A 23443-nucleotide genomic window follows, 5' to 3' on the forward strand; every position below is an offset into this window, starting at 1 on the left:
TTCTCTACTTCAGAAACTTCCCAAGTTCGTTCAGATCTTCCTGGGACAGGATGCACTCGATATTCAGCAGGATCTTCACTTTTCCTTTCACCTTTGCCATCCCCAGCAATCCGTTGGTCCCCACCTCGCCCCCAAAATCCGGCGTGTCTTCAATCTCCGCCGCACTCAGGTTCAACACCTCGCTGACGCCGTCGACGATCGCGCCAATGAGCACATTCCCGCACTCCCCGGCCACCTCGGTGACGATGATGCAGGTGCGCTGGGTATACGCCGCCTCCGGCATATTGAATCGCAGCCGGAGGTCCAGCACGGGAATCACCTTCCCGCGCAGGTTGATGACGCCTTTGGTATAGATCGGAGTGTGCGGCACCGCCGTAATTTCCTGGATGCCCATGATTTCGCGTACCTTCAAAACGGGAATGCCGAATTCCTCGGCTCCCAGGTGGAAAGCAAGATATTTCCCCGCGCGTTCTTCTTTGGAAGCAATGGGGGCAGTGAGCGTGGCTGGAGGCAAGTGGGTTCTTTCTTCAAGTCCGGCAGAATGAGGAACACAGGAGAGTTCTGCGTTCCTAACGCTTATCGTGGCTTTTCAGAAAAGTCTTAGGCGGTGCGAGTGGGGAATTGGAGGGAAGCAGAGAGGAAGAACAGAGGAAGAAAAAATCAAAGCGGAAGCCTGGCGTTAATAGAAGCCGATCACCCGGCCGGCAAATCCAATCCCGGTCCAAAGCACGAGCGAAGCCACCGCGCCCCAGCGGGCGCACGCCGACCCCGACCCCTGCTGCACCAGCCGGCCAAGCCAGGGTTGGACCAGCAACCCGATCCCGAGCAGCACCATTTTCCAGCGAAACGCAGGGTGCTCATAGCACTTCATCGGCTCGGCCAGCAGCAATAGAAAGCCCGTCGCAAGAGTCGCCCCGACCCCGATCCGGTAAGGTGCCACCAGGCGCTCGCCGCTGCCCAGTGACGGCCACAAGGCGTTGCCATTGTTGAGCAGCAAGACCCCGCCAAGGAAGGCAAGGCTGATCAGATGCCCCATCTCAATCAGCGCAAAAGCCCATTGTGAGGATTGCAGCGCCTGGCTCCAGGCCGTAGCGTCCAGACTTTTGAAAACCCAGAGCAGATCCACGTCCCTGCTCCTTTCTATAGATACGCAATCGCGCGGCCAGCGATGATAACCCCGCTCCAGACAGCCAGCGAAGTCCAGGCGGCGCGGCGTGCCGCCGGTGGGGCAATTGCATCGAGATCCCAATCGGCAATGCGGCGATAGACACCAAAGTGGAAGAGCAACGGGTTCACTCCAGCAATCACCAGAAGCAGCAGCTTCACCCGGAAGGCCGGGTTCGCATAGAGCTTTTCCGCCCCGGCCCAGAACAGGAGCGCACCGCTCCCCAGAAGAACCACCGCGCCCGCCCAAGCCAGCGGCATCACACGCCTCTGTACGGAGCGTACAGACTCCCCCTGCAGCAGAAGCCCGAGCAGGCGCAGATCAAAGATCGCCGCCGTCCCGCACAACAGGGCGATCGCCAGCACATGAATGGTTTCAAGAATCGGAAACACCCACAGCGACTCCCGCAGCGCCGTGCCCGTCGCCGTGTTCCCGAGCCAGTGACAGAACTGCTCCAACCCCATGCGCGGCTACTGTGCGCCGCCCGGTCCGCCGTCGCCCTGCGAGCCGCCAAAGATCACGCGGCCCCCTGGCAGCGTGATGCGCCGGGCGTCGATGAACTTCGAACCATCCTTCGCCACATAGCCGTCGATGATGATCAGGTCGCCAATCTTGATATCGCCCTTCTTGAACCCACGGCGGGAGAGCGCCGACGGATTGGCGCCTTCCGCCCCCCAGTTCACTACCTTCCCGTCGGCGCCCTTCACGTTCAGATAGAAGTAGGAATGCGGATTGGTCCACTCAACTTTTGTTAATTCTCCCTTGAGACGCACCACCTTCGTCCCGTCATACATCGCCGCAAAGGAATGATGGGCTTGCACCACTCCAGCGAGCGCAAGCATCATCCCAATTCCTATTTTTACTTGCTTCCATGACATACCAACCATCCTCTCGCGAGCCTGATTCGCCGCTCAGTTCAAATTTCGGTTGCCGGCCGAAACTCAATCATCTTATAGTTGAATGACATAGTCAACTAATAAAAATGAGCACTCTCCGACCATGAACAACACACTTTCCCGTCTTTCGCTTTTTGCCACCGCCCTGCTCGGTTGCGCCGCCTTGTTACCTGGCCAAGGCTTATCGGCCGATGAGCCCCAGGGGCCGCCGAAGCTCACTCCGCGAACCGCGGACGGCAAACCGGATTTCACTGGCTACTGGAAAGGCTCCCGGGCAACGAAACCGGGAGGGAATTTGGGCAAGGATCTGCCCAATTTCGAGCTGCCCTTCACCGAGGCGGGCCGGGCGGCCTTGCAGTACAACCTGACCAAGACGGTTGATCCGGAAAGTCTGTGTAATCTGGGCGGCATCCCGCGCCACAACGCGAGTGCCCTGCCCTTCATGGTGCTGCAAACGAAACAGACAACGGCTTTTCTCTACTTCTACACCTACTACCGCCTGATCCGGACCGGCGGCAGTCATCCGGAGGACCCCGATCCCAGCTACTTTGGCGATGCGGTCGGCAAATGGGAGGGAGACACTTACGTGATCGACTCGGTCTCCTTCAAGGGCACTCAAGTGTGGGCAGATGAGAACGCCAATCCGCATAGCGACGATCTGCACGTCATCGAGCGCTGGACCCGGCCCGACTACGACCACCTGAACGTCGAAATGGTGGTGGACGACAAGAAGTTCTACACAAAGCCCTTCCGCTACACCCGCACCTTCCTTGCCGGCGAGCCTGGCCAGACCCTCAAGGAATACGCCTGCGCTGAAAACCCGGTGCACAGCAAGCATCTTGGTTTTGGCCCTGGGCCAATTCGCCCCGACGGCACTCGTGGCTATCTCAACGCAGCACCGCTGCCGCCGCCTCCGACCGCTGCAGATTTCGCGGACACCCCGCCAGTCAAAAAGAAAGTAGCAAAGGCGAAGTAGCCGCTCAGATGTAGTACATCAGCTCATCGGGCGTCGCGGCGCCCGGTGCGCTCTTCTGTGAGTCCATGTACTTGCAGACTTGCTCGAGCGTCGTGTTGTCGAGGATCTTTGCAGTGGCATCGCGCACCTGGCGCATGACAAAACGGGTGCCACAAGTGCGCACGTCTTCACATTCGTCGCACTTCCGAAATGCAGTATCGCTCGCGCAAGGCAGCGGAGCCAGGGGACCTTCCGCAATCCGGATCACCGAACCAATCGTGACTTCATTGGGGGGGCGAACCAACGAATAGCCTCCCCCTTTGCCTTTCTTGCTCTCAATCAGCCCGCTCCGCTTCAGATGGAGCAGAATTTGTTCAAGAAACTGCAGAGGAATCGACTCCTCATTCGACAACTTGGAGATCAGCGTTGGGCCTTTGCCATAATGCCGTGTCAGCGCATACATCGCCCGCAGACAGTACTGCGTTTTCTTCGAAATCGTTCGCATGAGGTCGTTGATTCGAGTCTGGCACAAAAGCCGCCGCCATAGCCTTTCGCAGGCGCAATTAGAAGCCGGGGCCACGCTCGACAGGCGCGCCCACCAGATTGCCCCACTCCGTCCACGAACCGTCATAGTTTTTCACGGCCAGATAGCCCAACAGATAACGCAGGACAAACCACGTGTGGCTCGATCGCTCGCCAATCCGGCAATAGGTAATCACGGGCCGTGATCCGTCTACCCCTGCATCGGCAAAGAGCTTTCGCAATTCCAGAAAACTCTTGAACATGCCGTCCTTGCGCGTCGTCGCGCTCCAAGGAATGTTCTTCGCCCCGGGAATGTGCCCGCCCCGCTGGCAACTCTCGATCGAACCGGGAGGCGCCAGAATCTCGCCTGAAAACTCCTGCACACTGCGCACATCCACAAAATCGGCAGATCCTGCCACCTGGCGTTCCCGCACCTCCGGCAACAGTGCGCGCAGAGACGGGTCTGGATCGGCCGCAAAGTAGATCGTGGACGGATAGACCGGCTCCTCCAGCGAAAGCGCACGGCCCTCGCGGATCCATTTGCTTCTCCCGCCATTGAGGAGCCGGACATCCTGGTGCCCAAAGATCTTCAGCTGCCAAAAAGCCCAGGCAGCAAACCAGTTGTTGTGGTCCCCGTACAGCACAACGGTGGTGGACGGATCAATGCCCGCATCACTCAACAGGAGCTCGAACTGGTTCTTGGACAGGATGTCGCGTGTGAGCGGATCGCTCAACTGCGTACTCCAGGACCAGGAAAGCGCTCCAGGGATGTGGCCTTGCCAATAGGCCTTGGGATCAAGATCAACTTCGACAATCCGCAGCGACGGATCATCCAGGCGCCGGGAGAGCCAGGCAGGGCTCACAAGGACTTCAGGATAAGCGTAAGAGGACGGCATGGGCGTTGCGAAAGAGAATCACCATAATCTCTATATGTGTGATCTAGATTATAGTACCCGATGCCCGATCGAGGCAAGCGCCACTCTCTAAACAAATAGTATAGTAAATTGATCAACTATAAGGCATACTGTCTAAAGTGAGTTTCAGGATGAAGAAGTTCTTCTTCGCGGCATTCGTTTCATTAGGAGATTGAATTCATCGACTGAATGGAGCGTGAGGAAAAACTTCTCTCATCCCGGTTTCCACTCCAACCTGAAAGGAAGTGACTTCACATGCAGGTCTCCGTACAATCTTTAGCCGTCCTGACCACTCTGGCTTGGGGGCTCAGCGTCTCTGCCGCAGAAAATTTGGATGGACGATGGGCAGCATCGCTCAAGGCCGCCAACGGGGTTGAGATTCCGTTCCGGCTCGACATCTCCCGCAAGGGGGAGCAAGTGACCGGCACGCTCTACAACGGCCGCGATCCCAAAACCACCTCCAGCGCCCGAATCGAGAACGGCAAGCTCGAGCTGAATTTCGAACACTACCTCACCTCGATTCGGGCCGAAGTCCAGAATGGCGAACTTGTCGGTCAAATCGTCTCGCTGAAGAAGGCCACCGTCACCCAGGGTCCGCTGGGCAACCAGCAGTATGCGGGCACGGAGAGACAGGCAGCGGCCTACCGCAGCAGCACTGGCACGCCCTTCCATGCCAAACGCTATGTCGCCCCCACGGCTCAGGCTGCCGCACAAGCGCCACAGATCGGGGGCGTCTGGGAAGTGGCCCAGGAAACACCCAAAGGAGAAAAAGCCTGGCGCCTGATTGTCGAACAGAAGGGCTCTGAGATCCTCGCCACTATCCTGCGCATCGATGGCGACACCGGCGCGCTGACCGGCGAGTTCAAGGACGGGAGCTTTGTCGCCAGCCACTACGACGGCGCCCGGCCCGGCCTGGTGGTCCTGACGCCCCAGGCGGATGGCAGCTTGAACGTGAAGCTCAATGCCACACCGCGCATTGTCGAAGTCACCGCCTTCCGCCCAGAGGTGGCTCGTGCAAAGGGTTTGCCCGAACCGACGAACTTTCTCACCCACACCACCGTGCGCGACCCGAATGAGGTCTTTACCTACAGCTTCCCCGACGTAAACGGCAAGACGATCTCGAACGAAGATCCGCTGGTCAAGGGCAAGGTGGTGGTGGCCGTGGTGACGGGCACCTGGTGTCCCAACTGCCATGACGAGGCGCAGTATCTTGTCCAGCTCCAGAAGAAGTACGGCGCCCAGGGTTTGCAGGTGATCGCCCTCGACTTTGAGGAAGAGGATCAGTTGCAGTCACTCACCCGCGTCCACGCCTTCATCAAGAAGTACGGCGTTCCCTACCCCTATCTCATCGCAGGCACGCCAGCCGAGATGTGGGATAAGGTACCCCAGGCCGTCAATCTGAACACCTGGCCCGCCACCTTCTTTGTCGGCCGCGATGGCAAGGTGAAGGCGGTGCACTCCGGCTTTGCCGCTCCGGCGAGTGGTCCTTATCATGTGGCCCTCAAGGAAGAGTTCACCTCCATCATCGAAGGGCTGCTCAAAGAGAAGCCCGCCGAAACCAACTCCACTCTGAGCGCGGCTGCTGCCGGCTTGCATTAAACACCAAGGCAGGCGCCCCTCAGCGCCTGCCTTCCTTCACAGCAGGGCTCCTTGCAGCAGTCCTCAGCTTTCTGAATCAGTCGCCAGGCCGCGATTCCAGACTCCCAAGGAGAACTCTCGTGAAGTTCCTGACTGCATTTCTCATTCTCTCTACTCTCGCCTTTGGACAAAGCTTCCAGGGCTCTCTCCGCGGACGTGTCACCGACCCGAATGCGGCCCCCGTTGGGAGTGTCAAGATTACGCTGCTTGACGAGGCCACCTCGCTGCCTCGCACCACACTCACCAACGACCAAGGGGAATATGTATTTAGTGCCGTCAACCCCGCCGTCTATTCGCTCATTGCCGAGAGCGCTGGTTTTAAGAGGACAGAGCGCCGCGGCATCCAGGTCGCCACTCAGGCCGCGCTCAGCATCGACCTCCGTCTCGACATCGGCCAGATTTCAGAACAGATCACCGTCAGTGCCGAGACTCCGGCGCTTGAGGCCAGCGATGCCTCTACCGGCCAGGTGATCGATACCCAGAAGATCACCGATCTGCCAATTCTGGGCCGCAACCCCTTCTATATGGGCAAGCTCGCACAGACAGTTGTGTTTGCCGGCAACCCGCGCTTCGCCCGCATGCAGGATCAGAACGGCAACGCCCAGGTCTCGATCGCCGGGGGGCCCTTACGCACCAACAACTATCTGGTGGACGGCATCTCGATTGCCGACTCCACCAATCGCGCCGTGATCATCCCCTCCCCTGAAGCCGTGCAGGAGCTGAAGCTCCAGGCCAGCACCTACGATGGCGAAGTGGGGCGCACCGGCGGCGGCACCTTCAACACCCTATTGAAATCGGGCTCAAACGACCTGCACGGCAGCGCCGTCGGCCACATCCGCCAAACCGAGTGGCAGGCCAATGGCTTTTTTGCAAACCGTGCCGGACAGGCGATCAGCGATCAGCCCTTCCGCGATTGGGCAGGCTCTCTTGGCGGCCCCGTCCGCATTCCGCGCCTCTACGATGGCCGCAACCGCACCTTCTTCTTTGCGGCAACGGAAGCCTACCGCCAGCGCGACGGCTCCACCACGCAACTTGCCGTTCCCACCGCCTTGGAACGCCGTGGCGACTTCTCGCAAAGCTTCAATCGCAACGGCACCCTGCAAACCATCTACGACCCGCTCACCACCACTGCCGACGGCACGCGCACCGCATTCCCGAATAACACGATTCCCAGCAATCGCATCAGCCCGATTGCCGCCGCTCTGGTCTCCTACTACCCGCTCCCCAATGCAGCAACAACCCCCTATCATGGCGCCAATAATCTGACCATCACCGGCAGCTACCCGAATCGCGGCAATCAATTCATCGGCAAAGCCGATCATCAGTTTGCCTCCTGGCTGCGCGTCTCGGCGTCCTATATCTACCAACGCACCTTTGAGACCTCGGCGCCCAATCTCTTCGGCAACGCCGGTTCCCCCAGCCAGGGCTACTGCTGCGATCGCAAGATCAACGCGACCCAGGCCAACGCCACCCTCACGCCGACACCGACAACCGTAATCGCCCTGCGCTGGGGCTTCAACCGCTTCTACTCGCGCAGCACACAGGCGAGCCAAGGCTTCGACCTCGCGCAACTGGGTCTCCCCTCATCGCTTGTCGGTGTCACCACCAACCCTGCCTTCCCATCCATTACGATGGGCGAAGTTAGCAGCTTTGGCGGAGGCGGCGCCTCGCAGGACGTCTTCTATTCCCGCACCTTCAGCATCACGGCATCCAAGTTCTTAGGCAAGCACAGCATCAAATCGGGCTTCGAACGCAGACTCATTGGCGATGCCGGCACGCCGACAGCAGGCCCCAGCAGCTTTGGCTTCTCTGACGTCTTCACACGTCCCAATCCACGAGCCACCACCACCGGCCAAGGCAGCAGTCTCGCGACGCTGTTCCTCGGCAATCCGGTCAGCGGATCAATGAATGTGGTCACGAACTTCGACAACTCTCTGCGCTATTACGGCGGCTTCCTTCACGACGACTATCGTGTCAGCCCGAAACTGACGTTGAACTTCGGCCTTCGCTTTGAACACGAATCCGGCATCGAGGATCGTAACAACCGGCTGCTCGTCGGCTTTGACACCCAGGCGGCCAACCCGCTGGGCCTCAATCTGAAGGGCATTGTGCAATACGCCGGGGTCGGCTCCAATCCCACGCAAACCTTCCATCCCAAAGCCGTCAAGCTGAGCCCGCGCTTTGGCTTTGCCTATTCGCTCAACCCGAAGACCATACTGCGCGGCGGCTATGGCATCTTCTGGGCCCCCACCTTCTTCACCTTCCAGAATGCGATCGGCTACTCGCAGACGACCAACATTGTCGCCAGCACCGACGGCAACTTCACACCGGCTGCGAGCTTGGCCAATCCTTATCCGAGCGGCATCCTCCAGCCTTCGGGCAATAGCCTGGGCGGACTCTCGGGCATCGGCCAGCCGCTCACCATCACCGATCCGCAAACCCGTTCAGCAGGCTATGTCCAGCAGACTTCCTTTGAGGTGCAGCGGCAACTACCGGCCGGCTTTGTCGTCACCGCCGGTCTGCTTGGCTCACGTTCGCTCGGTCTGTTGCGTTCCGGCCAGAACATCAACCAGCTCGACCCATCCCAGTTCTCCCTCGGCAGCGCCGCACTCAGCGCGAGTGTCGCCAATCCCTTCTACAACAACGGCGGGGTCGGCACGATCGGCACCGCAACTGTCCAGCGCAACCAACTGCTGCGGCCTTTCCCGCAGTTCACCTCGGTGACGCTCAACAGTTCGGGCAACGCCGCCAGCCGCTATTACTCTTACTACTTCCGTGGCGAGCGCCGCTTTGCCAAAGGCCTGAGTATTCTTGCTTCGTACTCCCACTCGCGGAGCACGGACGATCTGACGGCAGTGAACCTGGCAGGCACCAACCAGATTGCAACGGTAGCTGGTCCGCAGAATGCCTACAATCTGGCGGCCGAGCGCAGCCTGTCGACACAAGACGTGCCGCATCGTTTCAGCACCGCGGTCACCTATGAACTGCCCTTCGGCGCCGGACGGCGCTACCTCCATGGCCACAAGCTAGCGGACCTGGCCATCGGGGGCTGGTCGATCAATGCCGTGAGTGTGTTGCAATCCGGATTTCCCCTCGCCATCACGCAGCCCAACAACAACAGCGTGATCGGGGCCACCTACCAGCGGCCTAACGCAACCGGAGTCTCAGCCGCCACCAATGGCTCCACCTCCGAGCGCATCGATGGCTGGCTGAACCCCGCCGCATTCTCGCAGGCCGCAGTGCTGAGCTTTGGCAACACCGGCCGCTTCCTCAATGTCCGTGGCCCGGGAACCAAGAACCTCGACCTCTCGATCTTCAAGACCTTCTCGATTCACGAGCGCATTCGGGCGCAGTTCCGGGCAGAGGCGCTCAATGCAACCAACACCCCGATCTTTGGTAACCCGAACACGACCTTCACCAACTCGCAGTTTGGCGTGATCACGGCCCAGGTCAACAATCCCCGGCTGCTCCAGCTTGGCGTGCGTGTTAGCTTTTAAGGCACCATGAACGACTCCATCGCCCGCCGGCAACTGCTGCTGAGCAGCGTTGCGCTGGCCCAATCGAACGCAAAGGCAAAGAAATTTGCTGTGGTCGGCGCAGGCGTCTTTGGCGCCTGGACGGCCTACCATCTGCGCCGCCTCGGTCATGAAGTGACCTTGATCGACCAATACGGACCGTCCAATAGCCGGGCCAGTTCGGGAGGGGAATCGCGCATCATCCGCGCCCGCTACGGCACGGACAAGCTCTATACCCAGTCCGTCCTCCGCTCCTTAAAACTTTGGACGGAGTTCTTTACCCGCATCGAGCGTCCCAGCCTGTTCCACCGCACCGGGGTGCTTTGGATGACACGCCAGGGAGACCACCGGCTCGGCGACCACACCCGCACCTTGCAGGAGTTTGGCGTGAGCGTTGAGAATCTCGCCGCCCGGGACTTGCGCCGTCGCTATCCGCAGATTGCGGTAGAAGACGATACCGTGGCCCTCTTCGAACCAAATGCAGGCGCACTCATGGCCCGGCAAGCGGTGCAGGCGGTGATCGCGCAGTTTCTCAAGGATGGCGGCATCTATCGTCAGGACAAGATCCTAACGCCTGCCGGCACTGGCGCGATCAAAGAAATTCGCACAGCTGCTGGCGAAAGAATTGCGGCAGACGCTTTTCTTTTTGCTTGTGGACCGTGGCTGCAGCAAGTGCTTCCCGATCTACTGGGCAACCGCATCTTTCCGACCCGGCAGGTGATTTACTTCTTCGGCACTCCAGCCGGAGATCGCAGATTCCGGCCGCCGCTCATGCCCACCTGGGGAGATTCGTCGAGCGATTCGCCCTGGTATGGCCTACCCGATCTCGAGAACCGTGGCTTCAAAGTCGCCTACGGCTGGCTCGGCGCCAGCTTCGATCCGGACACCGGCATCCGCCAGGTGACGACTGATGAAATCGCCGAAGTCCGCGCCTTTGTCACCCGGCGCTTTCCAGCCTTAGCGCAGGCACCGCTTGTCGAGACGCGTGTCTGCCAATATGAGAACACCGCCAACGCCGACTTCGTCATCGATCGTCATCCGGCGCATGAGAATATCTGGTTTGCGGGCGGTGGTTCGGGCCACGGCTTTAAGCATGGCCCGGCAGTCGGAGAATACACCGCCGCCCGCCTCATCGGTCTTGAACAACCCGCCATCGAAGCGCGCTTCTCGCTGGCCTCAAAGGCGACCGAGCTGAAGCGCCGCATCATGGAAGGCCGCAAGTAAAAGCTTACTTGTGCAGGCCTTTGGAACGAAGATAGGCCACCAGTTCGGCAGGCTTGTCGGTCTGGATGCCGGTAGCTCCTCGATCAATCGCATCCTGCCAGGAGATGGCTTGGTCGTCGGCACCCAAACGATCGACATAAATGCCCGCGCCGGCTGCCTTTGCCAAGGCAATGATCTCGTCTGTGAAGTCACGAGCGCCAAAGGCGATCACCTTCGGGTGCAGTTCTTCGATCATCCGCTTGCAGACGTCGGCACTGACCGACTCCGGCATCACTTTGATCTTCGGCCGCAGCGTGGAGATCTCCTTCAAATAGGAAGGCCCTCCGTACACCACAACGTGATCCTGCATGTCGTGCCGCTCCAGCGCCGCGATGACGTCGGCCGCCGAAATGGCCTTACTGTCGACATAAACGCCAACCTTGCCCCGGGCAAAGGCCAGCACTTCATCAAAGGTGGGCACCTGCGCCTGGCCGCCCACACGCAGCGCGCGGATCTGGTCAAAGCTCATGTCTTTCACCGCACCGCTGCCGTTGGTCTGCGCATCGACCGTCGCATTATGGACGATCACCAACTTGCCATCCTTTGTTGTGCGGACGTCCACCTCGATGAAGTCAGCGCCCGCCTCGACAGCAGCCCGATAGGCTTCGATCGTATTTTCCGGGTGATGCAAATGTTCTCCGCGATGGGAAATCACGGCGATGGATTCGGCTGCCGAAAGGCAGCCGAATGTAAGTAAGAGAAGTAGAAATGTGCGTGTCATGAGATTTAGAAAAAGAGGCGAAGCGCGAATTCAGTCACTCGCGAATCCTGTGCTCCTGTGATCTTTCCAAAGGTCTGCGGACTGGACAGGTTGGTGCCCGGGTTCCGGAAGTTTGGATGATTGAAGGCGTTATAGAACTCCCCCCGGAACTGCAGCATCGCCCGTTCCCGGAAGTGGAAGTTCCGCATCAGGGAGAGATCGGTGTTGTTAATCCCGGGTCCGTGCAAGGGGAAGCGGGAGGCGTTTCCGAGTTGATAGGGCTGCGCCGTCGTGAAGGCAGCGGTATTGAACCAGCGGTCCAGTGTGCGATCTCCGCGATCGAGAGAAGCTCCGGCAATCTGATTCGGACGTTGCACTGCCGTGAAGCCACCGAGCGTATTGTTCTGAGTAATCGACATCGGCAGACCAACCTGAAGCTCTGTGAGACCCGCAAACTGCCAGCCACCCACAAGATCCTTCAGCACAGGAGTGGAGGAGAGATACTTTCCGCCGCGGCCAAAAGGCAACTGGTACACGTAGTTCACCACAAAGCGCTGCGGCACGTCGTAGCCACCGACGCCACGCTCGGCCTTGAGATTGTAAACGTCCTGCACGCCGACGCCATTCGAGCGGGAAGGACCATCGACATCGTTGAGCAGCTTGCTGAAGGTATAGGCCGCCGATACGAGCAGGCCGTTCTTCCAACGGTGCTCCAGCTTTGCCTGCAGAGAATGATAGGAGGAGTTGCCGTCGTTGGCCAGGATCGACGCACCGGAGTACTGCGGAAAGGGCCGCAGGGATTGCAGATTCCCTGCTCCGAACTGGTTCGACCGCAACTGGTTCATGTTCAGAGCGATCGGGAGCTTGGTGCCCTTTGTCGCAACATAATCGGTCTCGAGGAACCAACCGCCGGGTAGCTCCCGCTGGATGCCCATCTGCCAGGTCTGGTTGTACGGAGTACGATTCCGGGAGTCGAGTGCGGTGACCGAAGAGGTGGGCGCCGTGAGGCTGGCCGGGATGTAAGGCAAGCCGCTGGGGTCCACGTTGTAAGAGTAGGCAGGCACGCCGTCCTTGAGATAGTAACGCGGGGTGATGTTGTTATCGAGACTAGTAAAGGTCGCCCGCACCGAGTACTGCGACACCGGCCCGACACTCGCATAGCCGATGCTCGGCAAGCGGTAGACGCCGTAGCCACCGCGCAGGACCGTCTTCGGCGCGAAGTTCCAGGCAAAACCAACGCGGGGCAGAAAGTTGTAGTAGATGTTCGGAACAAAGTGCCGCGGCGCTCCATTGCGTCCCGCAAACTCCACTTCGCCCAGCTTGGCGACGGTCCGGTTTTGCAGATTCGGATTGAAGCTCGCAAACTGATTGTTCGCCTCGGAGTAGGGCCCGTTGAATTCCCAGCGCAGGCCCAGGTTCAAGGTCAAGCGTGAACTGAGCTTGAAGTCATCCTGCAGATAGATCCCAGCGCTGTTGATGTTCAGCCGGTAGGTGTAGTCTTCCATCTGGATCTGTGTCGACTGCGGAGCGCCAATCAAGAGATCGGCCAACCCGAAGCCGCTGTTGCTCACACCCTGAGAGGAGGTGAAGATGTTGCCGAAGCTGTAGGTGCCGGACATCTTTCCAGGATTGTAGAAGTTGTACATCTGCCGCCGGTAATCGCCGCCCATCTTCAGGGTGTGACGGCCATTCTGGAAAGTCAGTGCTTCTGAGAAGACCCAACTGCGGTTGCGATCGTTGTTGCTCGGCGAGGAGCCCAGCTGCACAAGCGAATCCACTTTGACAATCGGGAAGCTGGTGAGCGGCACGCCCTTCAGCCCGAGTTCGCCGGCAGGACCGCCGCTCGCAAAGGTGTAGTTCACTTCCTGAACAAATCCAGCACGCAGTTCATTGACGACATGCGGGCCAAAGACGTGGGTTTCACTGACAGCAACCTGCGTGTCGCGAAAACCGCTGGCCGTATCATTATTTGCGTTGTTGAGCAGGCGCGGCTGCGCGTCGCCGTTGGGATTGTAACGGCCAAAGCGGACGAAGCCTTTATCGTTTGAGCTGAAGTTGTGATCGACGCGAGTCAGCGTCTGCCAAACCTGCCGCCCTTGCGGCGGGTTCACCGAATAGTTATTGCTCCCGCCGAAGGAGCCGTTCGGATTCGGGTAGTACTTCACGATCGCCGCAGCAACCGGATCGATGCGGCTCGCAGGAATGCGGTTGCCAGGAAAGGGCGCGCGGGTTTGCGGGTCGTAAATTGCGATCGGTTTGCCACCAGCCATTGTCTGGGAGAAGTCGCCAGAGCGTTCGGCAGCGGTAGGCACCTGGGCGTTATACACGTTCCCGGTGGAGGATAAGGTGACGTTGAAGTCGGTGAAGAAGAAAGTTTTGTCACGGCCGTTGTAGAGCTTTGGAATCAGGACAGGGCCGCTCAAGGTGGCTCCAGGATTGTTCTGGACGTACTTCTGGAGATTGTTCGGCGCAAAATAGTTGCGGGCATTCAGCACGCGATTGCGGAAGAAGTTGAACGCACTGCCGTGGAGTTCGTTTGTGCCTGTCTTGGAAGTCAACAACATGACACCTCCACCCGTGTGTCCCCATTCCGCTGAGAACGGCGTGGTAATCACCTTAAATTCCTGCACGGAGTCAGGGCTGGGTGTCAGCGTATAGGTCTGGTCGCTTGGATTCGTTGTGGGCAAGCCATCGACAAGAATCTCATTCGTAACAGGACGCCCGCCGCCGAAGCTGAAATTATTGATATTGCTGTTGTTGGCGCTGGTCGAGGTGACCCCTGGCACCATCTTTGCCAGCAGAAGCGGAGAGCGCCCCCGCGAGTTGGTGCCCAGCAGAGGGATGTTCATCAATTGCTGTTCTCCCACCACGTGTCCGATTTCTGGCGATACGAAATCCAGTTGCACCGAGGAGGCGGAGACTTCTACTTTCTCCGAGACCTCGCCAATCTGAAGCTGTGCATTGATTCGCACCTGTTGATTCAATTGCACGGGCACATTGGTGCTGCGGTGCTCTTTGAACCCCTGTACGGAGATGACGACGTTGTATTCGCCCGGCTTCAGAAACGACACGAGGTAGTCACCGGTCGAGTTGCTTTCCGTTTTCCAGATGGCGTTGGTCGCGATTTCCGTAATCGTGATCCTGGCGTTCGGGACCGCGGCCGCAGCATCATCGGTGACGCGCCCTCCGATCGCACCGGTAAAAGTTTGCGCCCATAGCGGCAACACTAAGAGCGAGAGAGGAATGAGTTTGGCAAACATGAACAAACCTTTGATTGCGTGTTAATATTTCACACAAGCAACAAGGAGGCGCGATTGCGAACAACGTCACAAACAGGATTCTTGCAGAGTGTGTATCAAAAGGATAGCCAGCCACCTGTTAATTTTTCGTGAATCAATGTTATGTTTTAACAAGTAGACATGGACTCCGCTCTTACGCCCAATCGCCAGGAAGACATCCTGCAGCTACTGCGGCAACGCACCTCTGCCTCCTTCGAGGAGATCGCAAGACACTTTGGCGTCTCGGAGATGACCGTGCGGCGCGACCTTCAGAAGTTAATGGAGACCGGCGAGGTGATCCGAATCCCCGGGGGCGCGCGCACCACCCGTTCCGTCACCTTTGAGAAAACCTTCACCGAACGCATGCAGCGGATGGCCTTGGCCAAGGAGAAAATCGGCCGAGCCGCGGCCAATCTGATCCAGGAACACGAATCGATCGTGCTCGACTCCGGCACCACCACGCTGTACATCGCCCGCCATCTGCGCACGAGAAGCAATATCGTGGTGCTCACCTTCTCGCTGGCCGTGATCGATGAGCTGGCAGGCAACGATTCCGTCCGCGTCGAGCTCACCGGAGGAACCTATCGCCGGGGGAGTCAGGACCTCATCGGGCATGCGGTTGCTGAGAGCCTTTCCACCGTCTGCGCCGACAAGGTCTTCTTCGGTGCCGCCGCGCTTTCCTTGCAACGAGGCGCCATGGTCTTCGATCCCGATGCGCAGCGCAGCTTATTGCGTGCAGGCATCCAACGCATCCTGGTGATCGACAGCAGCAAGATTGGCACCGAAGCCCTCTACAACTTCACGCGCACCGACAATTGCGACATGATCATCACCGACGATGGCATCCATCCCGAACACTTGGAACAGCTGACCAAGCAGACTCGAGTGCTGGTCGCCGAGTAACCGTTCCCCCCAGGCTTCGCGGAGAATCAAGGTGTGGGCTTTCGACACTCTGATTCTCCGGGCGACCGCTATCTAGCACGTGCGCCAGGCAGACTCGACCTGATGGGCGGCAATGTGGACTATACCGGCGGGCTCGTCTTCCAAGCCACCATCCGCGAAGCCACTTGGGCCACCGCGCGCCTGCGCCAAGACCGTCAGATCCACTTCTTCAACCCACAGGTCGAGCAGCTCGGCTGGAACCCTTCGCCCACATTCCATCTCGATGATCTGGCCAGTATCGAAAGCGTTCGCGCCGCGGTCCATCGCGATCCGGGTACGCGATGGACCGCCTACATTCTCGGCCTCTTTTTCCTGCTTGCCAAGCGATACCCGGAACAGATCGTGAGCGGCGCCGAGGTCCAGATCCGTTCTGAAGTGCCACTGAACAAGGGCGTCAGCTCTTCCGCTTCTCTGGAAGTGGCAGTGATGAAGGCCACGGCTGCGGCCTATTCAATTGCACTGGCCGGTGTGGAGCTGGCGGAAGCTTGCCAGTGGACGGAGAATGTCATCGCCGAATCCGCTTGTGGCGTCATGGACCAGATGGCCGTTGTCTTGGGCGAGGAAAATGCCGTTCTCCCCATCCTCTGCCAGCCCGCGCTCCCCCGCCCTCCTGTCCGCCTTCCCGCAGGGCTCGCCTGCTGGGGCATCGATTCCGGAGTCGCCCGCACCGTGGCCGGCATCGCCTATGAAACCGCACGCGCCGCATCCTTTCTCGGCTACAAACTGATTTGCGATCGCGCGGGAATTCCGGTCTCATTGGAAGCCCATCGCCCCGCGCCCCGCTGGACAGATCCCTACTGGCATGGCTATTTGAGCAATCTGAGTCCCGCGGAATTCCACTCCCGCTTTGAAGCGCATTTACCTGAACAGATGACCGGAGCAGAGTATCTAGCCACGGCCCATGTGCACGTTGATCCCTACACACGTCTGGACCCGCGGCAGAGCTACCGCGTCCGTGCCTGCACACGCTATTCGGTGGAAGACCATGCCCGGGTGCAACGCTTTGTCACACTCGCCGAGCAAGGCATAGGCGCAGAGCAGATGGGAGATCTGATGTACCAGTCGCACGCTGCCTATACGGAATGCGGACTGGGCCATGAGGCCACCGATCTACTGGTAGATCTTGTACAGAAAGCAGGAGAGGCGGCCGGACTATTTGGGGCCAGGGTGAGTGGAGGAGGAGCAGGAGGAACGGTTGTGGTACTGGGCCGAAGCGACGCCCGCGCCGCCATCGATCGCATTGCCCACCAATACGCGGCCCTGCGCGGTTATGTGCCCTATGTCTTTGAAGGAAGCTCGATGGGAGCGGACGCATTCGGCGTGCAGCGTCTCGCGCCATAGCCTCAAATGCGAAGAGACCGGACTTTCGTCCGGTCTCTTGATTCGCTTTTAAATTTTGGTGCGGAGAACAGGACTTGAACCTGCACGATGTTACTCGCTAGCACCTCAAGCTAGTGCGTCTGCCAATTCCGCCATCTCCGCAAGGTGACAATTCTGAGTTTACTACGACGGCCTGAGGTTCGACCATCTTCTCAGAAAAAGTAGTTTATTTCTTTGGTTCCGTTTTGATTTCGTTGCCGTTCGCATCGACCGGAATCTTCTTGCCCAGCTTCACAGGAACCGGCTCACCCTTGGCGGCCTTCTTCTCTGCGTCCTTCGGCAATTCCACTTCCTGCTTCGATACCACGCGGCCCTGTTCGTCCACCATCTCAACAGCAGGTGTCTGCGACGGAGCCTTCTGCTCTACCTGGGGAGCGGGCGCCGGAACATTGGTGCGGTCAAAGACCGTACCGCTTCCGCCACCGGCCGCACCACCACGAGTCGCCAGAACGGCCAGAGTCAGGCTGGTCACCATGAACAGAGCAGCTGCAGTCGTGGTCACTCGGGACAACACTGTAGCCGCGCTGCGCGGGCCAAAAGTTGTCTGTGAGCCCATACCGCCAAAAGCTCCCGCAAGATCGGCCGCCTTGCCGCTTTGCAGCAGCACAACGCCAATCAGAATCAGGCAAACCAGAACATGAACGATGGTTACAAGGATGACAATCATAAAAAAATCCGCCTGCGAAATGCGCGAGCGGCACCTCCCCGAGTATACGACAAAATCGCGGCCCAAGGCCCGATTCACCCGCTTCGCCCATTACAATAGTGGTTTCAATCCTTCAATCCTGAATTAGGAGTATCCATGAGCAAACGGCGTATTGGCATCCTCACCGGCGGTGGAGATGTCCCCGGTCTGAACTCTGTCATTAAAAGCGTGACCTATCGCGGTTATGAATTGGGCGCGGAAGTAGTTGGCATCCGTCGCGGTTGGGAAGGGCTCACCCATCTCAACCTCGACGATCCGATGAGCCGCAGCCGCTACGTTATTGACCTTTCGCGCGAAAACACACGTACGATCGACCGCACCGGTGGCACCTTCCTGCATTCGAGCCGCACGAATCCCGCCAAGATGAAGAAGGTTCCCGAGTTCCTGGCGGGCAGCACCTTCCCCTCCGATACGGTCACCAAGGATGGCGTCACCAACACGGTATACGACATGAGTCCGCAAGTGCTCAAGAATCTCGAAGCACTCGGCCTTGATTATCTCGTCGCCATCGGTGGCGATGACACGCTCAGCTATGCAGCGCGTCTCGACAAGCTCGGCTTCAAAGTGGTGGCCATCCCCAAAACGATGGACAACGACGTTCGCAATACGGAATATTGCATCGGCTTCTCCACCGCCATCAGCCGCGCGATGGATGCCATCCAGCGCCAGCGCACCACGGTCGGCTCCCACGAGCGTATCGGTGTGTTCCGCATCTTCGGACGCGATGCTGGCTACACAGCGCTCTACACCGCCTATGTCACCAGCGTCCGCTGCGGCATCCCTGAGTACAAATTCGACCTCGAAAAGATGGTCCAGTTGCTGATGGACGACAAGCGCAAGAACCCCAGCAACTACTCACTCGTGCTGCTCTCAGAAGGCGCACAGTGGGCCGGCTACCAGGTGGTCGAGTACGGCGAAGCCGATGCCTACGGCCATCGCAAGAAGTTGAATGTCGGTGAGATCTTTGCCGACGAAATCAAGAAGCGCACCAAGGAAGAAACGATCGTCAGCGACCTCACTTACGATCTCCGCTCCGGCGCTCCGGACTTTGTCGACAAGCTTGTCGCCACCACCTTCGGCAACATGGCGCTCGACACCATCATCGAAGGCAAGAGCGGCCTGATGACCTCTATCGTCAACGGTTCCTACGCAATGAGTCCCATCCCCGATCCGAAGCTCGGGCCGCGCAAGGTGGAACTCGACCTGATGTACAACACCGAACGCTATCGCCCGAACTACGCCAACAAGTTGGGTCTTCCGATTTTCTTGACTCACGCCTAGGAAAAATTTGTTCTCCTGGTTCCAAGAACTTCTCAAACGGGGGCAGACTGCCAAGTCTGCCCCCGTTGTTGATTTAGCGGAAATCCGCCGTAGCTTTGAAGACGCGGCGAGCGATGAGGAACACTTCCCCTCCACCATCGATCCGCGTATTTACCATGTCCAATTGATTGCCCGCTATTTTGGCGATCTCAATGGCAAACGGGTTCTCGATGCCGGTTGCGGCAAAGGCCGCTTTGGCCGAGTCCTCCACGAGCAGAACCCGCAGGCCAAGATCGTTTCGCTCGACCTCGCGCTTGCCATGCTGCGCCATGCCGGCCCGCCGCTCTTGCCCTGCTGCGGCACCCTCACCCAATACCCCTTTCGCGACGCCAGCTTCGACTGTGTTTACGCCACCGAAAGTCTCGAACATGCTGTCGACATCGAGAGCGCCATCGCCGAGTTGTGCCGGGTGCTGAAGCCGGGCGGCAAGCTCGTCATCATCGACAAGAATGCCGACCACTGGGGCCGCTTTGACACCCCCCATTGGGAACGCTGGTTTCGCCCCGCTGAACTCGAACAACTCCTGCGCCGCCATTGCAAAGAGGCCTCCAGCGAATTCATCTCCTACTGGGAAGATGTCCCGCCAGATGGCCTCTTTGTTGCCTGGAAAGCGATCCGTTAAAGCTTAGGCTGCGGTCCAACCGCCGTCGATCGTGATCACACTACCCGTCACAAAGGATGCCTCCTGCGACGACAGGTACAACGCCATGTGCGCGATTTCATCCGGCTTGCCCAGACGCCCAATCGGCTGGCGCTGATTCAATTCGCCGCGCACCTTGTCCTTCTCATGCTTGTGATACTTCTCGAGATAGCCCTCAACAAAGGGCGTGTCCACGGTGCCGGGGCAAATGCAATTCGCACGGAATTCCGTCGGGTAATCCACCGCAAGTTGCCGCGTCATCGCCACCACCGCGCCCTTACTGGCGCAATAGCCGAAGCGCTTCTTCACGCCGATCAACCCGGCGACACTGCCGATATTCACCATCGATCCGTGGCTTTCCACCAGGAGCGGCACAGCGTGCTTGGTGACCAGAAACATTCCCGTCACGTTCACTTTGAAAATCTTTTCAAAGTCGGAAACTTCGGTCTCCGTCACACCGCCCACCAGCCCGATGCCGGCATTGTTAATCAAAATGTCCAGACGCGGAATCTGCTGGAACAGGTGCTTGACCGATTGCTCGCTCGTGATGTCGCATTGCATCGCCCGGCTCCCAGGTAATTGAGCCGAAAGGGCTTCTGCTTTCTTGGTGTCGATGTCTGCCACAATCACAATCGCGCCCGCCTTGGCAAAAGCGCGGGAGGTGCATTCTCCAATGCCACTTGCACCGCCGGTAATCAACGCGACTTTTCCGTCTAAACGAAAAGGGGTATTTGCTTCCATAAGATCAGTTGGTTCTTAGTCCTCATTGATTATCTGCCATCTGTTCCGATACGGAAGCGAAAGCCTCATCTCATTCGCTGAGCCTCCCCTGGAAGTAGATTCAGGCGTTTCCCCTATGCGTCCGATCTGCGACAGAGCCGATCACACTTGTACACACGATGCATGCACAGGTGGAGCTAGACGGGGGTAACCCCATTCCTCGAACCGGGGCAACCCGCGATCTCACGATCGATTTTGTTCGTGGATTCTGCCTGCTGTTGATGATGGTGAATCACCTGGCAGACCGCTGGCTGACAAACTACACCTACCGCCCGGTCGGTTTCTTCTGCTCCGCCACCGTCTTTGTTTACCTTTCGGGATATATAACGGGCAACGTCTATTCCCGTTATCTCTCCAGCCCCAGCAGCTTTCAGCTCTTCAGGAAACTATGGCACCGTGCAGCGCTGATCTATCTCGTACACGTGGCAGTATCCGCAACTACGGTTTTATTGACGGTTGCGTCCCCTGAGATTGTGTCCGGCCTGGGAAGCGACGGAAGGCTGGTGGCCGCCCAACCGTTTCACGCCCTGTTGGCAGACGCCCTGCTTATACCCAGTGCCCCCCTGCTGGACATCCTGTCGATGTACGTCTTTCTGATCTTTCTCGCGCCTCTTCTCCTGCGTCTCTTTCATACCGGCTGGTCGGTTATCGCCTTAGGCACCAGCTTTACGGTATGGGCTTATGCACAGTTTGGCTATTCGCTCCTGCTCCCGCCCTTTACCGGAATCTTCGATCTGGCGTCCTGGCAGTTTCTATTTGTCATTGCGCTGTACGTGGGCTTCCGGCAGGCGACCCATCCATTCCGCCGGCCAGAGCATCCCAAACGGCTGAATCTCATTCTGTTCGGATGCCTGATTGCTTGCTTTCTGCTGCGGCATGCGAGCTTCTTCTCCATCCAGGGGCTCGCGGCAACCATCCCAGCCTGGTGGGTGGACAAAACAAAAGTAGGCCCGCTGGTGATCGCGAACCTGCTGCTTTGGGTTAGCTTCCTGTGGCTGGTGCCTGAGCCACTCCAGCGCTTAGCAAAGCAGGGCCGGGTTTTTGTCGCGATGGGGCAGAACTCGCTTCTCGTTTTTGCCTGGCACATCCTGCTCTTCTATCTGTTTTTATCGATGTTCCCGAATCTCGGTCAATTCTCGACACAAAGCCAGGCGATTGTCGTTTGCTTCGCCGCCGTGTGCCTCGTATTCCCCTTCTCACTCACCGTGAATTACTGGTTTCCACTGCATCAGCGTTCCAAGCGCAATGGAACCCAGCTTCCATCCTTTTTCTTCACCGCAAGCTGAGTGGGGCGAGGCGCCCCTGCTTTCGGAACGACCACTTCCGCCCACAGTTCGTCGCCGTCTTGCTGGCGGCTCGGATCGGGAATATTTTCGGGGATGTGGAAGCGCACAGGCTCAATGATGCGAACGAACCCATTGAGCGTGCGGGCGCCTCGCGGCGTGAACCGAACGCAGCAATCCGCCGTTCGGATGTGCAGACGCCCTCCTTCGACAAAGAGCTCGCCCTGAGGGTCAGCGTTCTGCACGGCTCGCGTCGCCTCATCGGCTTCGGGCGTCAGCGTCAAGGACACATAGCGGCCACGCATCAGGTCATAGGGATCGTAGGGCGCAGTCCTCACCCAGGCTCGCGGCAGAGTCCGCTGCTGCCAGGCATAGTTAACCCAAACAGAAAGTACGATGCCTGCCTGGATCAGGCCCACCAGAAAACTCTTTCTCATTGCTGCCCCCGGATCGCTTCCACCACCAGACGCCGCCGGACTTTCTCCAGCAGAAAACCGCCCCCAGTCAACAGAATCCCCAACAGGATCAGGCCGGCGGCGCCTCCCAAGAGAGACAGTGCATGAGCTGTATAGAACCCGAACACCGTCATCGCAAAACCAATCATGCCGTTGTTGACCAGTTCCACGCGATGCTCCGCGACACCCCACGAAATCAAGGCCCCGAAGGCAATCGCAAGCGTCAGGTACATCATCCAGCCGCCCACTTCGGCAGCACCAAAACTCACCAGCGCTACCGCGGCAATCGCCGTGAAACCCTTGATGTTGAAGCCGTCAAAGATCTTCCAGCCCAGCAAGGCAAGCAGCCCGATCGCCCCCAGATCAGCCCAATACGCAGGCAAGGGAGTTTGCTGGAGCAGACCAACCGACGGTTCGCTGCACGCCATGACGATGATGGTTGCGGCCATCAGCCCGAAGCTCCCGAGCCAGATCAGCGGCCGGTAGCGGCTCAACAGATACAACACGCTCAATCCGAGCCAGAAGCACAGCTCCGGAAGATAATGATTCCCCGGAGGGCGGCGAACATACCACTCCGAGGTGATCCAGAGCGGCACCAGCAGCGCCACAATCGTCAACTGAAACCCATCGCGAATCAGCCAATAGCCTACTGCGGCTCCGGCAGCCCACAACAACATCCAGCCATTCCATTTCCCGTCCAACTGGAATACCTGACCGGCCAGCGCAATGCCTGCGCCCAGACAGGCGGTGCCCACTCCATGCAGCGCCATCCGCAAGGCAGGTGTCTTTTCGGCAAGACCTGCCGCAAAATGGAAGCCCATCGTCAGCGCGACAATGAGCAGCATCTTGACGAAGGACGACATCTGATCCCAGTTCGCGGCGACAAAGGAGATCACACCCGTCCCAATCAGCAGAGCGCCCAATCCCCAACTGATCGCCGCCCCCCAACGGAATCGTCCCACAGGGGACTGCTGCGTCTCCCATTCCCGAATCTTCTCAGCCGCTAACGGATTGACGAATCCAGCAGCAAGCCAACGCGAGAGGTACTGCTCGGCTTCTTTTGTCATCTATATCCTTTGAAGAATAGCGCT

General features: G+C 58.7%; 21 protein-coding genes and 1 tRNA gene. 9 read left to right on the top strand and 13 right to left on the bottom strand.

What is annotated here, in order from left to right; genetic code table 11:
- Nucleotides 1–4: 4 nt before the first annotated feature.
- The 4 genes from M017_RS0105000 to M017_RS26310 form a co-directional block, all read right to left on the bottom strand.
- Nucleotides 5–514, bottom strand: a complete 510-nt coding sequence (locus M017_RS0105000) for a chemotaxis protein CheW (protein WP_051669521.1) — start codon at nucleotides 512–514, stop codon at nucleotides 5–7.
- Between the two features lie 165 nt (nucleotides 515–679).
- Nucleotides 680–1126, bottom strand: a complete 447-nt coding sequence (locus tag M017_RS27405; protein ID WP_031496280.1) for a hypothetical protein — start codon at nucleotides 1124–1126, stop codon at nucleotides 680–682.
- Nucleotides 1127–1140: 14 nt separating this feature from the next.
- Nucleotides 1141–1629 (bottom strand): DUF6644 family protein, encoded by a 489-nt coding sequence (locus M017_RS0105010; protein ID WP_031496281.1) that lies wholly within the window; start codon nucleotides 1627–1629, stop codon nucleotides 1141–1143.
- Nucleotides 1630–1635: 6 nt separating this feature from the next.
- Nucleotides 1636–2010, bottom strand: a complete 375-nt coding sequence (locus M017_RS26310) for a DUF6152 family protein (RefSeq protein WP_051669522.1) — start codon at nucleotides 2008–2010, stop codon at nucleotides 1636–1638.
- A gap of 154 nt (nucleotides 2011–2164) precedes the next feature.
- On the opposite strand from M017_RS26310, the gene M017_RS27410 reads away from it, so the two are divergent.
- Complete coding sequence (locus tag M017_RS27410; protein ID WP_051669523.1) at nucleotides 2165–3037, top strand: hypothetical protein; 873 nt, start codon at nucleotides 2165–2167, stop codon at nucleotides 3035–3037.
- Nucleotides 3038–3041: 4 nt separating this feature from the next.
- Here M017_RS27410 and M017_RS0105025 read toward each other — a convergent pair whose 3' ends face one another.
- Together M017_RS0105025 and M017_RS0105030 are read right to left on the bottom strand one after the other, a co-directional pair.
- Nucleotides 3042–3521: an RrF2 family transcriptional regulator gene (locus tag M017_RS0105025; protein WP_051669524.1), complete on the bottom strand. Its 480-nt coding sequence runs from the start codon at nucleotides 3519–3521 to the stop codon at nucleotides 3042–3044.
- Nucleotides 3522–3579: 58 nt separating this feature from the next.
- The gene (locus tag M017_RS0105030; protein WP_031496288.1) at nucleotides 3580–4434 is read right to left on the bottom strand and encodes a sulfurtransferase; all 855 of its coding nucleotides are present in this window, start codon (nucleotides 4432–4434) and stop codon (nucleotides 3580–3582) included.
- 273 nt (nucleotides 4435–4707) lie between these two features.
- Between M017_RS0105030 and M017_RS0105035 the strand changes: the two genes are divergently transcribed.
- The 3 genes from M017_RS0105035 to M017_RS0105045 all read left to right on the top strand — a co-directional run bounded on the left by M017_RS0105035 (nucleotide 4708) and on the right by M017_RS0105045 (nucleotide 10829).
- Nucleotides 4708–6051, top strand: a complete 1344-nt coding sequence (locus M017_RS0105035; protein ID WP_031496289.1) for a peroxiredoxin family protein — start codon at nucleotides 4708–4710, stop codon at nucleotides 6049–6051.
- Between the two features lie 119 nt (nucleotides 6052–6170).
- Entirely contained in the window at nucleotides 6171–9587 is a 3417-nt protein-coding gene (locus M017_RS0105040) for a carboxypeptidase-like regulatory domain-containing protein (protein WP_051669525.1), read from the top strand.
- A gap of 6 nt (nucleotides 9588–9593) precedes the next feature.
- Nucleotides 9594–10829: an FAD-dependent oxidoreductase gene (locus M017_RS0105045; RefSeq protein WP_031496291.1), complete on the top strand. Its 1236-nt coding sequence runs from the start codon at nucleotides 9594–9596 to the stop codon at nucleotides 10827–10829.
- Nucleotides 10830–10833: 4 nt separating this feature from the next.
- Here the strand turns inward: M017_RS0105045 and M017_RS0105050 are convergent, their stop codons facing one another.
- Entirely contained in the window at nucleotides 10834–11523 is a 690-nt protein-coding gene (locus M017_RS0105050; protein WP_238325816.1) for a glycerophosphodiester phosphodiesterase, read from the bottom strand.
- Nucleotides 11524–11594: 71 nt separating this feature from the next.
- Entirely contained in the window at nucleotides 11595–14828 is a 3234-nt protein-coding gene (locus M017_RS0105055) for a TonB-dependent receptor (protein ID WP_051669526.1), read from the bottom strand.
- A 159-nt stretch (nucleotides 14829–14987) separates the two neighbouring features.
- On the opposite strand from M017_RS0105055, the gene M017_RS0105060 reads away from it, so the two are divergent.
- A complete protein-coding gene (locus tag M017_RS0105060) occupies nucleotides 14988–15749 on the top strand; it encodes a DeoR/GlpR family DNA-binding transcription regulator (protein ID WP_031496296.1) in 762 nt (253 codons plus the stop codon).
- Nucleotides 15750–15782: 33 nt separating this feature from the next.
- Nucleotides 15783–17129: a GHMP family kinase ATP-binding protein gene (locus tag M017_RS0105065; RefSeq protein WP_155121246.1), complete on the top strand. Its 1347-nt coding sequence runs from the start codon at nucleotides 15783–15785 to the stop codon at nucleotides 17127–17129.
- 56 nt (nucleotides 17130–17185) lie between these two features.
- Here M017_RS0105065 and M017_RS0105070 read toward each other — a convergent pair.
- A tRNA-Leu gene (locus M017_RS0105070) sits at nucleotides 17186–17270 on the bottom strand.
- Nucleotides 17271–17334: 64 nt separating this feature from the next.
- Nucleotides 17335–17835, bottom strand: a complete 501-nt coding sequence (gene secG, locus M017_RS0105075) for a preprotein translocase subunit SecG (RefSeq protein WP_080507977.1) — start codon at nucleotides 17833–17835, stop codon at nucleotides 17335–17337.
- Between the two features lie 135 nt (nucleotides 17836–17970).
- Between secG and M017_RS0105080 the strand changes: the two genes are divergently transcribed.
- Nucleotides 17971–19155: a 6-phosphofructokinase gene (locus M017_RS0105080; RefSeq protein ID WP_031496301.1), complete on the top strand. Its 1185-nt coding sequence runs from the start codon at nucleotides 17971–17973 to the stop codon at nucleotides 19153–19155.
- A 7-nt stretch (nucleotides 19156–19162) separates the two neighbouring features.
- Nucleotides 19163–19816 (top strand): class I SAM-dependent methyltransferase, encoded by a 654-nt coding sequence (locus tag M017_RS27415; protein WP_051669528.1) that lies wholly within the window; start codon nucleotides 19163–19165, stop codon nucleotides 19814–19816.
- Nucleotides 19817–19819: 3 nt separating this feature from the next.
- Here M017_RS27415 and M017_RS0105090 read toward each other — a convergent pair whose 3' ends face one another.
- Nucleotides 19820–20575, bottom strand: a complete 756-nt coding sequence (locus tag M017_RS0105090) for an SDR family NAD(P)-dependent oxidoreductase (RefSeq protein ID WP_031496304.1) — start codon at nucleotides 20573–20575, stop codon at nucleotides 19820–19822.
- 158 nt (nucleotides 20576–20733) lie between these two features.
- Here M017_RS0105090 and opgC point away from each other — a divergent pair, with 158 nt between their 5' ends.
- The gene (gene opgC, locus M017_RS0105095; RefSeq protein ID WP_031496306.1) at nucleotides 20734–21900 is read left to right on the top strand and encodes an OpgC domain-containing protein; all 1167 of its coding nucleotides are present in this window, start codon (nucleotides 20734–20736) and stop codon (nucleotides 21898–21900) included.
- On the opposite strand, the gene M017_RS0105100 is transcribed toward opgC, so the two are convergent.
- Both M017_RS0105100 and M017_RS0105105 read right to left on the bottom strand, forming a co-directional pair.
- Complete coding sequence (locus M017_RS0105100; RefSeq protein WP_031496308.1) at nucleotides 21843–22334, bottom strand: GDYXXLXY domain-containing protein; 492 nt, start codon at nucleotides 22332–22334, stop codon at nucleotides 21843–21845. The genes opgC and M017_RS0105100 overlap by 58 nt on opposite strands.
- Nucleotides 22331–23419 carry a DUF2157 domain-containing protein gene (locus M017_RS0105105; protein WP_031496309.1) on the bottom strand — a complete coding sequence of 363 codons (1089 nt, stop codon included), beginning with the start codon at nucleotides 23417–23419 and terminating at the stop codon, nucleotides 22331–22333. The genes M017_RS0105100 and M017_RS0105105 overlap by 4 nt, the downstream gene beginning before the upstream one ends.
- Nucleotides 23420–23443 lie beyond the last annotated feature (24 nt).

Source organism: Bryobacter aggregatus MPL3, from assembly GCF_000702445.1.
Classification (GTDB): Bacteria; Acidobacteriota; Terriglobia; order Bryobacterales; family Bryobacteraceae; genus Bryobacter; species Bryobacter aggregatus.

Coding starts and splice junctions, on each gene's coding strand:
- M017_RS0105105 (WP_031496309.1), bottom strand. CDS start 23,419: ATGACAAAAGAAGCCGAGCAGTACCTCTCGCGTTGGCTTGCTGCTGGA.
- secG (WP_080507977.1), bottom strand. CDS start 17,835: ATGATTGTCATCCTTGTAACCATCGTTCATGTTCTGGTTTGCCTGATT.
- M017_RS0105010 (WP_031496281.1), bottom strand. CDS start 1,629: ATGGGGTTGGAGCAGTTCTGTCACTGGCTCGGGAACACGGCGACGGGC.
- M017_RS0105030 (WP_031496288.1), bottom strand. CDS start 4,434: ATGCCGTCCTCTTACGCTTATCCTGAAGTCCTTGTGAGCCCTGCCTGG.
- M017_RS0105055 (WP_051669526.1), bottom strand. CDS start 14,828: ATGTTTGCCAAACTCATTCCTCTCTCGCTCTTAGTGTTGCCGCTATGG.
- M017_RS0105045 (WP_031496291.1), top strand. CDS start 9,594: ATGAACGACTCCATCGCCCGCCGGCAACTGCTGCTGAGCAGCGTTGCG.
- M017_RS0105025 (WP_051669524.1), bottom strand. CDS start 3,521: ATGCGAACGATTTCGAAGAAAACGCAGTACTGTCTGCGGGCGATGTAT.
- opgC (WP_031496306.1), top strand. CDS start 20,734: ATGCATGCACAGGTGGAGCTAGACGGGGGTAACCCCATTCCTCGAACC.
- M017_RS0105090 (WP_031496304.1), bottom strand. CDS start 20,575: ATGGAAGCAAATACCCCTTTTCGTTTAGACGGAAAAGTCGCGTTGATT.
- M017_RS26310 (WP_051669522.1), bottom strand. CDS start 2,010: ATGATGCTTGCGCTCGCTGGAGTGGTGCAAGCCCATCATTCCTTTGCG.
- M017_RS0105080 (WP_031496301.1), top strand. CDS start 17,971: ATGAGCAAACGGCGTATTGGCATCCTCACCGGCGGTGGAGATGTCCCC.
- M017_RS27410 (WP_051669523.1), top strand. CDS start 2,165: ATGAACAACACACTTTCCCGTCTTTCGCTTTTTGCCACCGCCCTGCTC.
- M017_RS0105100 (WP_031496308.1), bottom strand. CDS start 22,334: ATGAGAAAGAGTTTTCTGGTGGGCCTGATCCAGGCAGGCATCGTACTT.
- M017_RS0105035 (WP_031496289.1), top strand. CDS start 4,708: ATGCAGGTCTCCGTACAATCTTTAGCCGTCCTGACCACTCTGGCTTGG.
- M017_RS0105060 (WP_031496296.1), top strand. CDS start 14,988: ATGGACTCCGCTCTTACGCCCAATCGCCAGGAAGACATCCTGCAGCTA.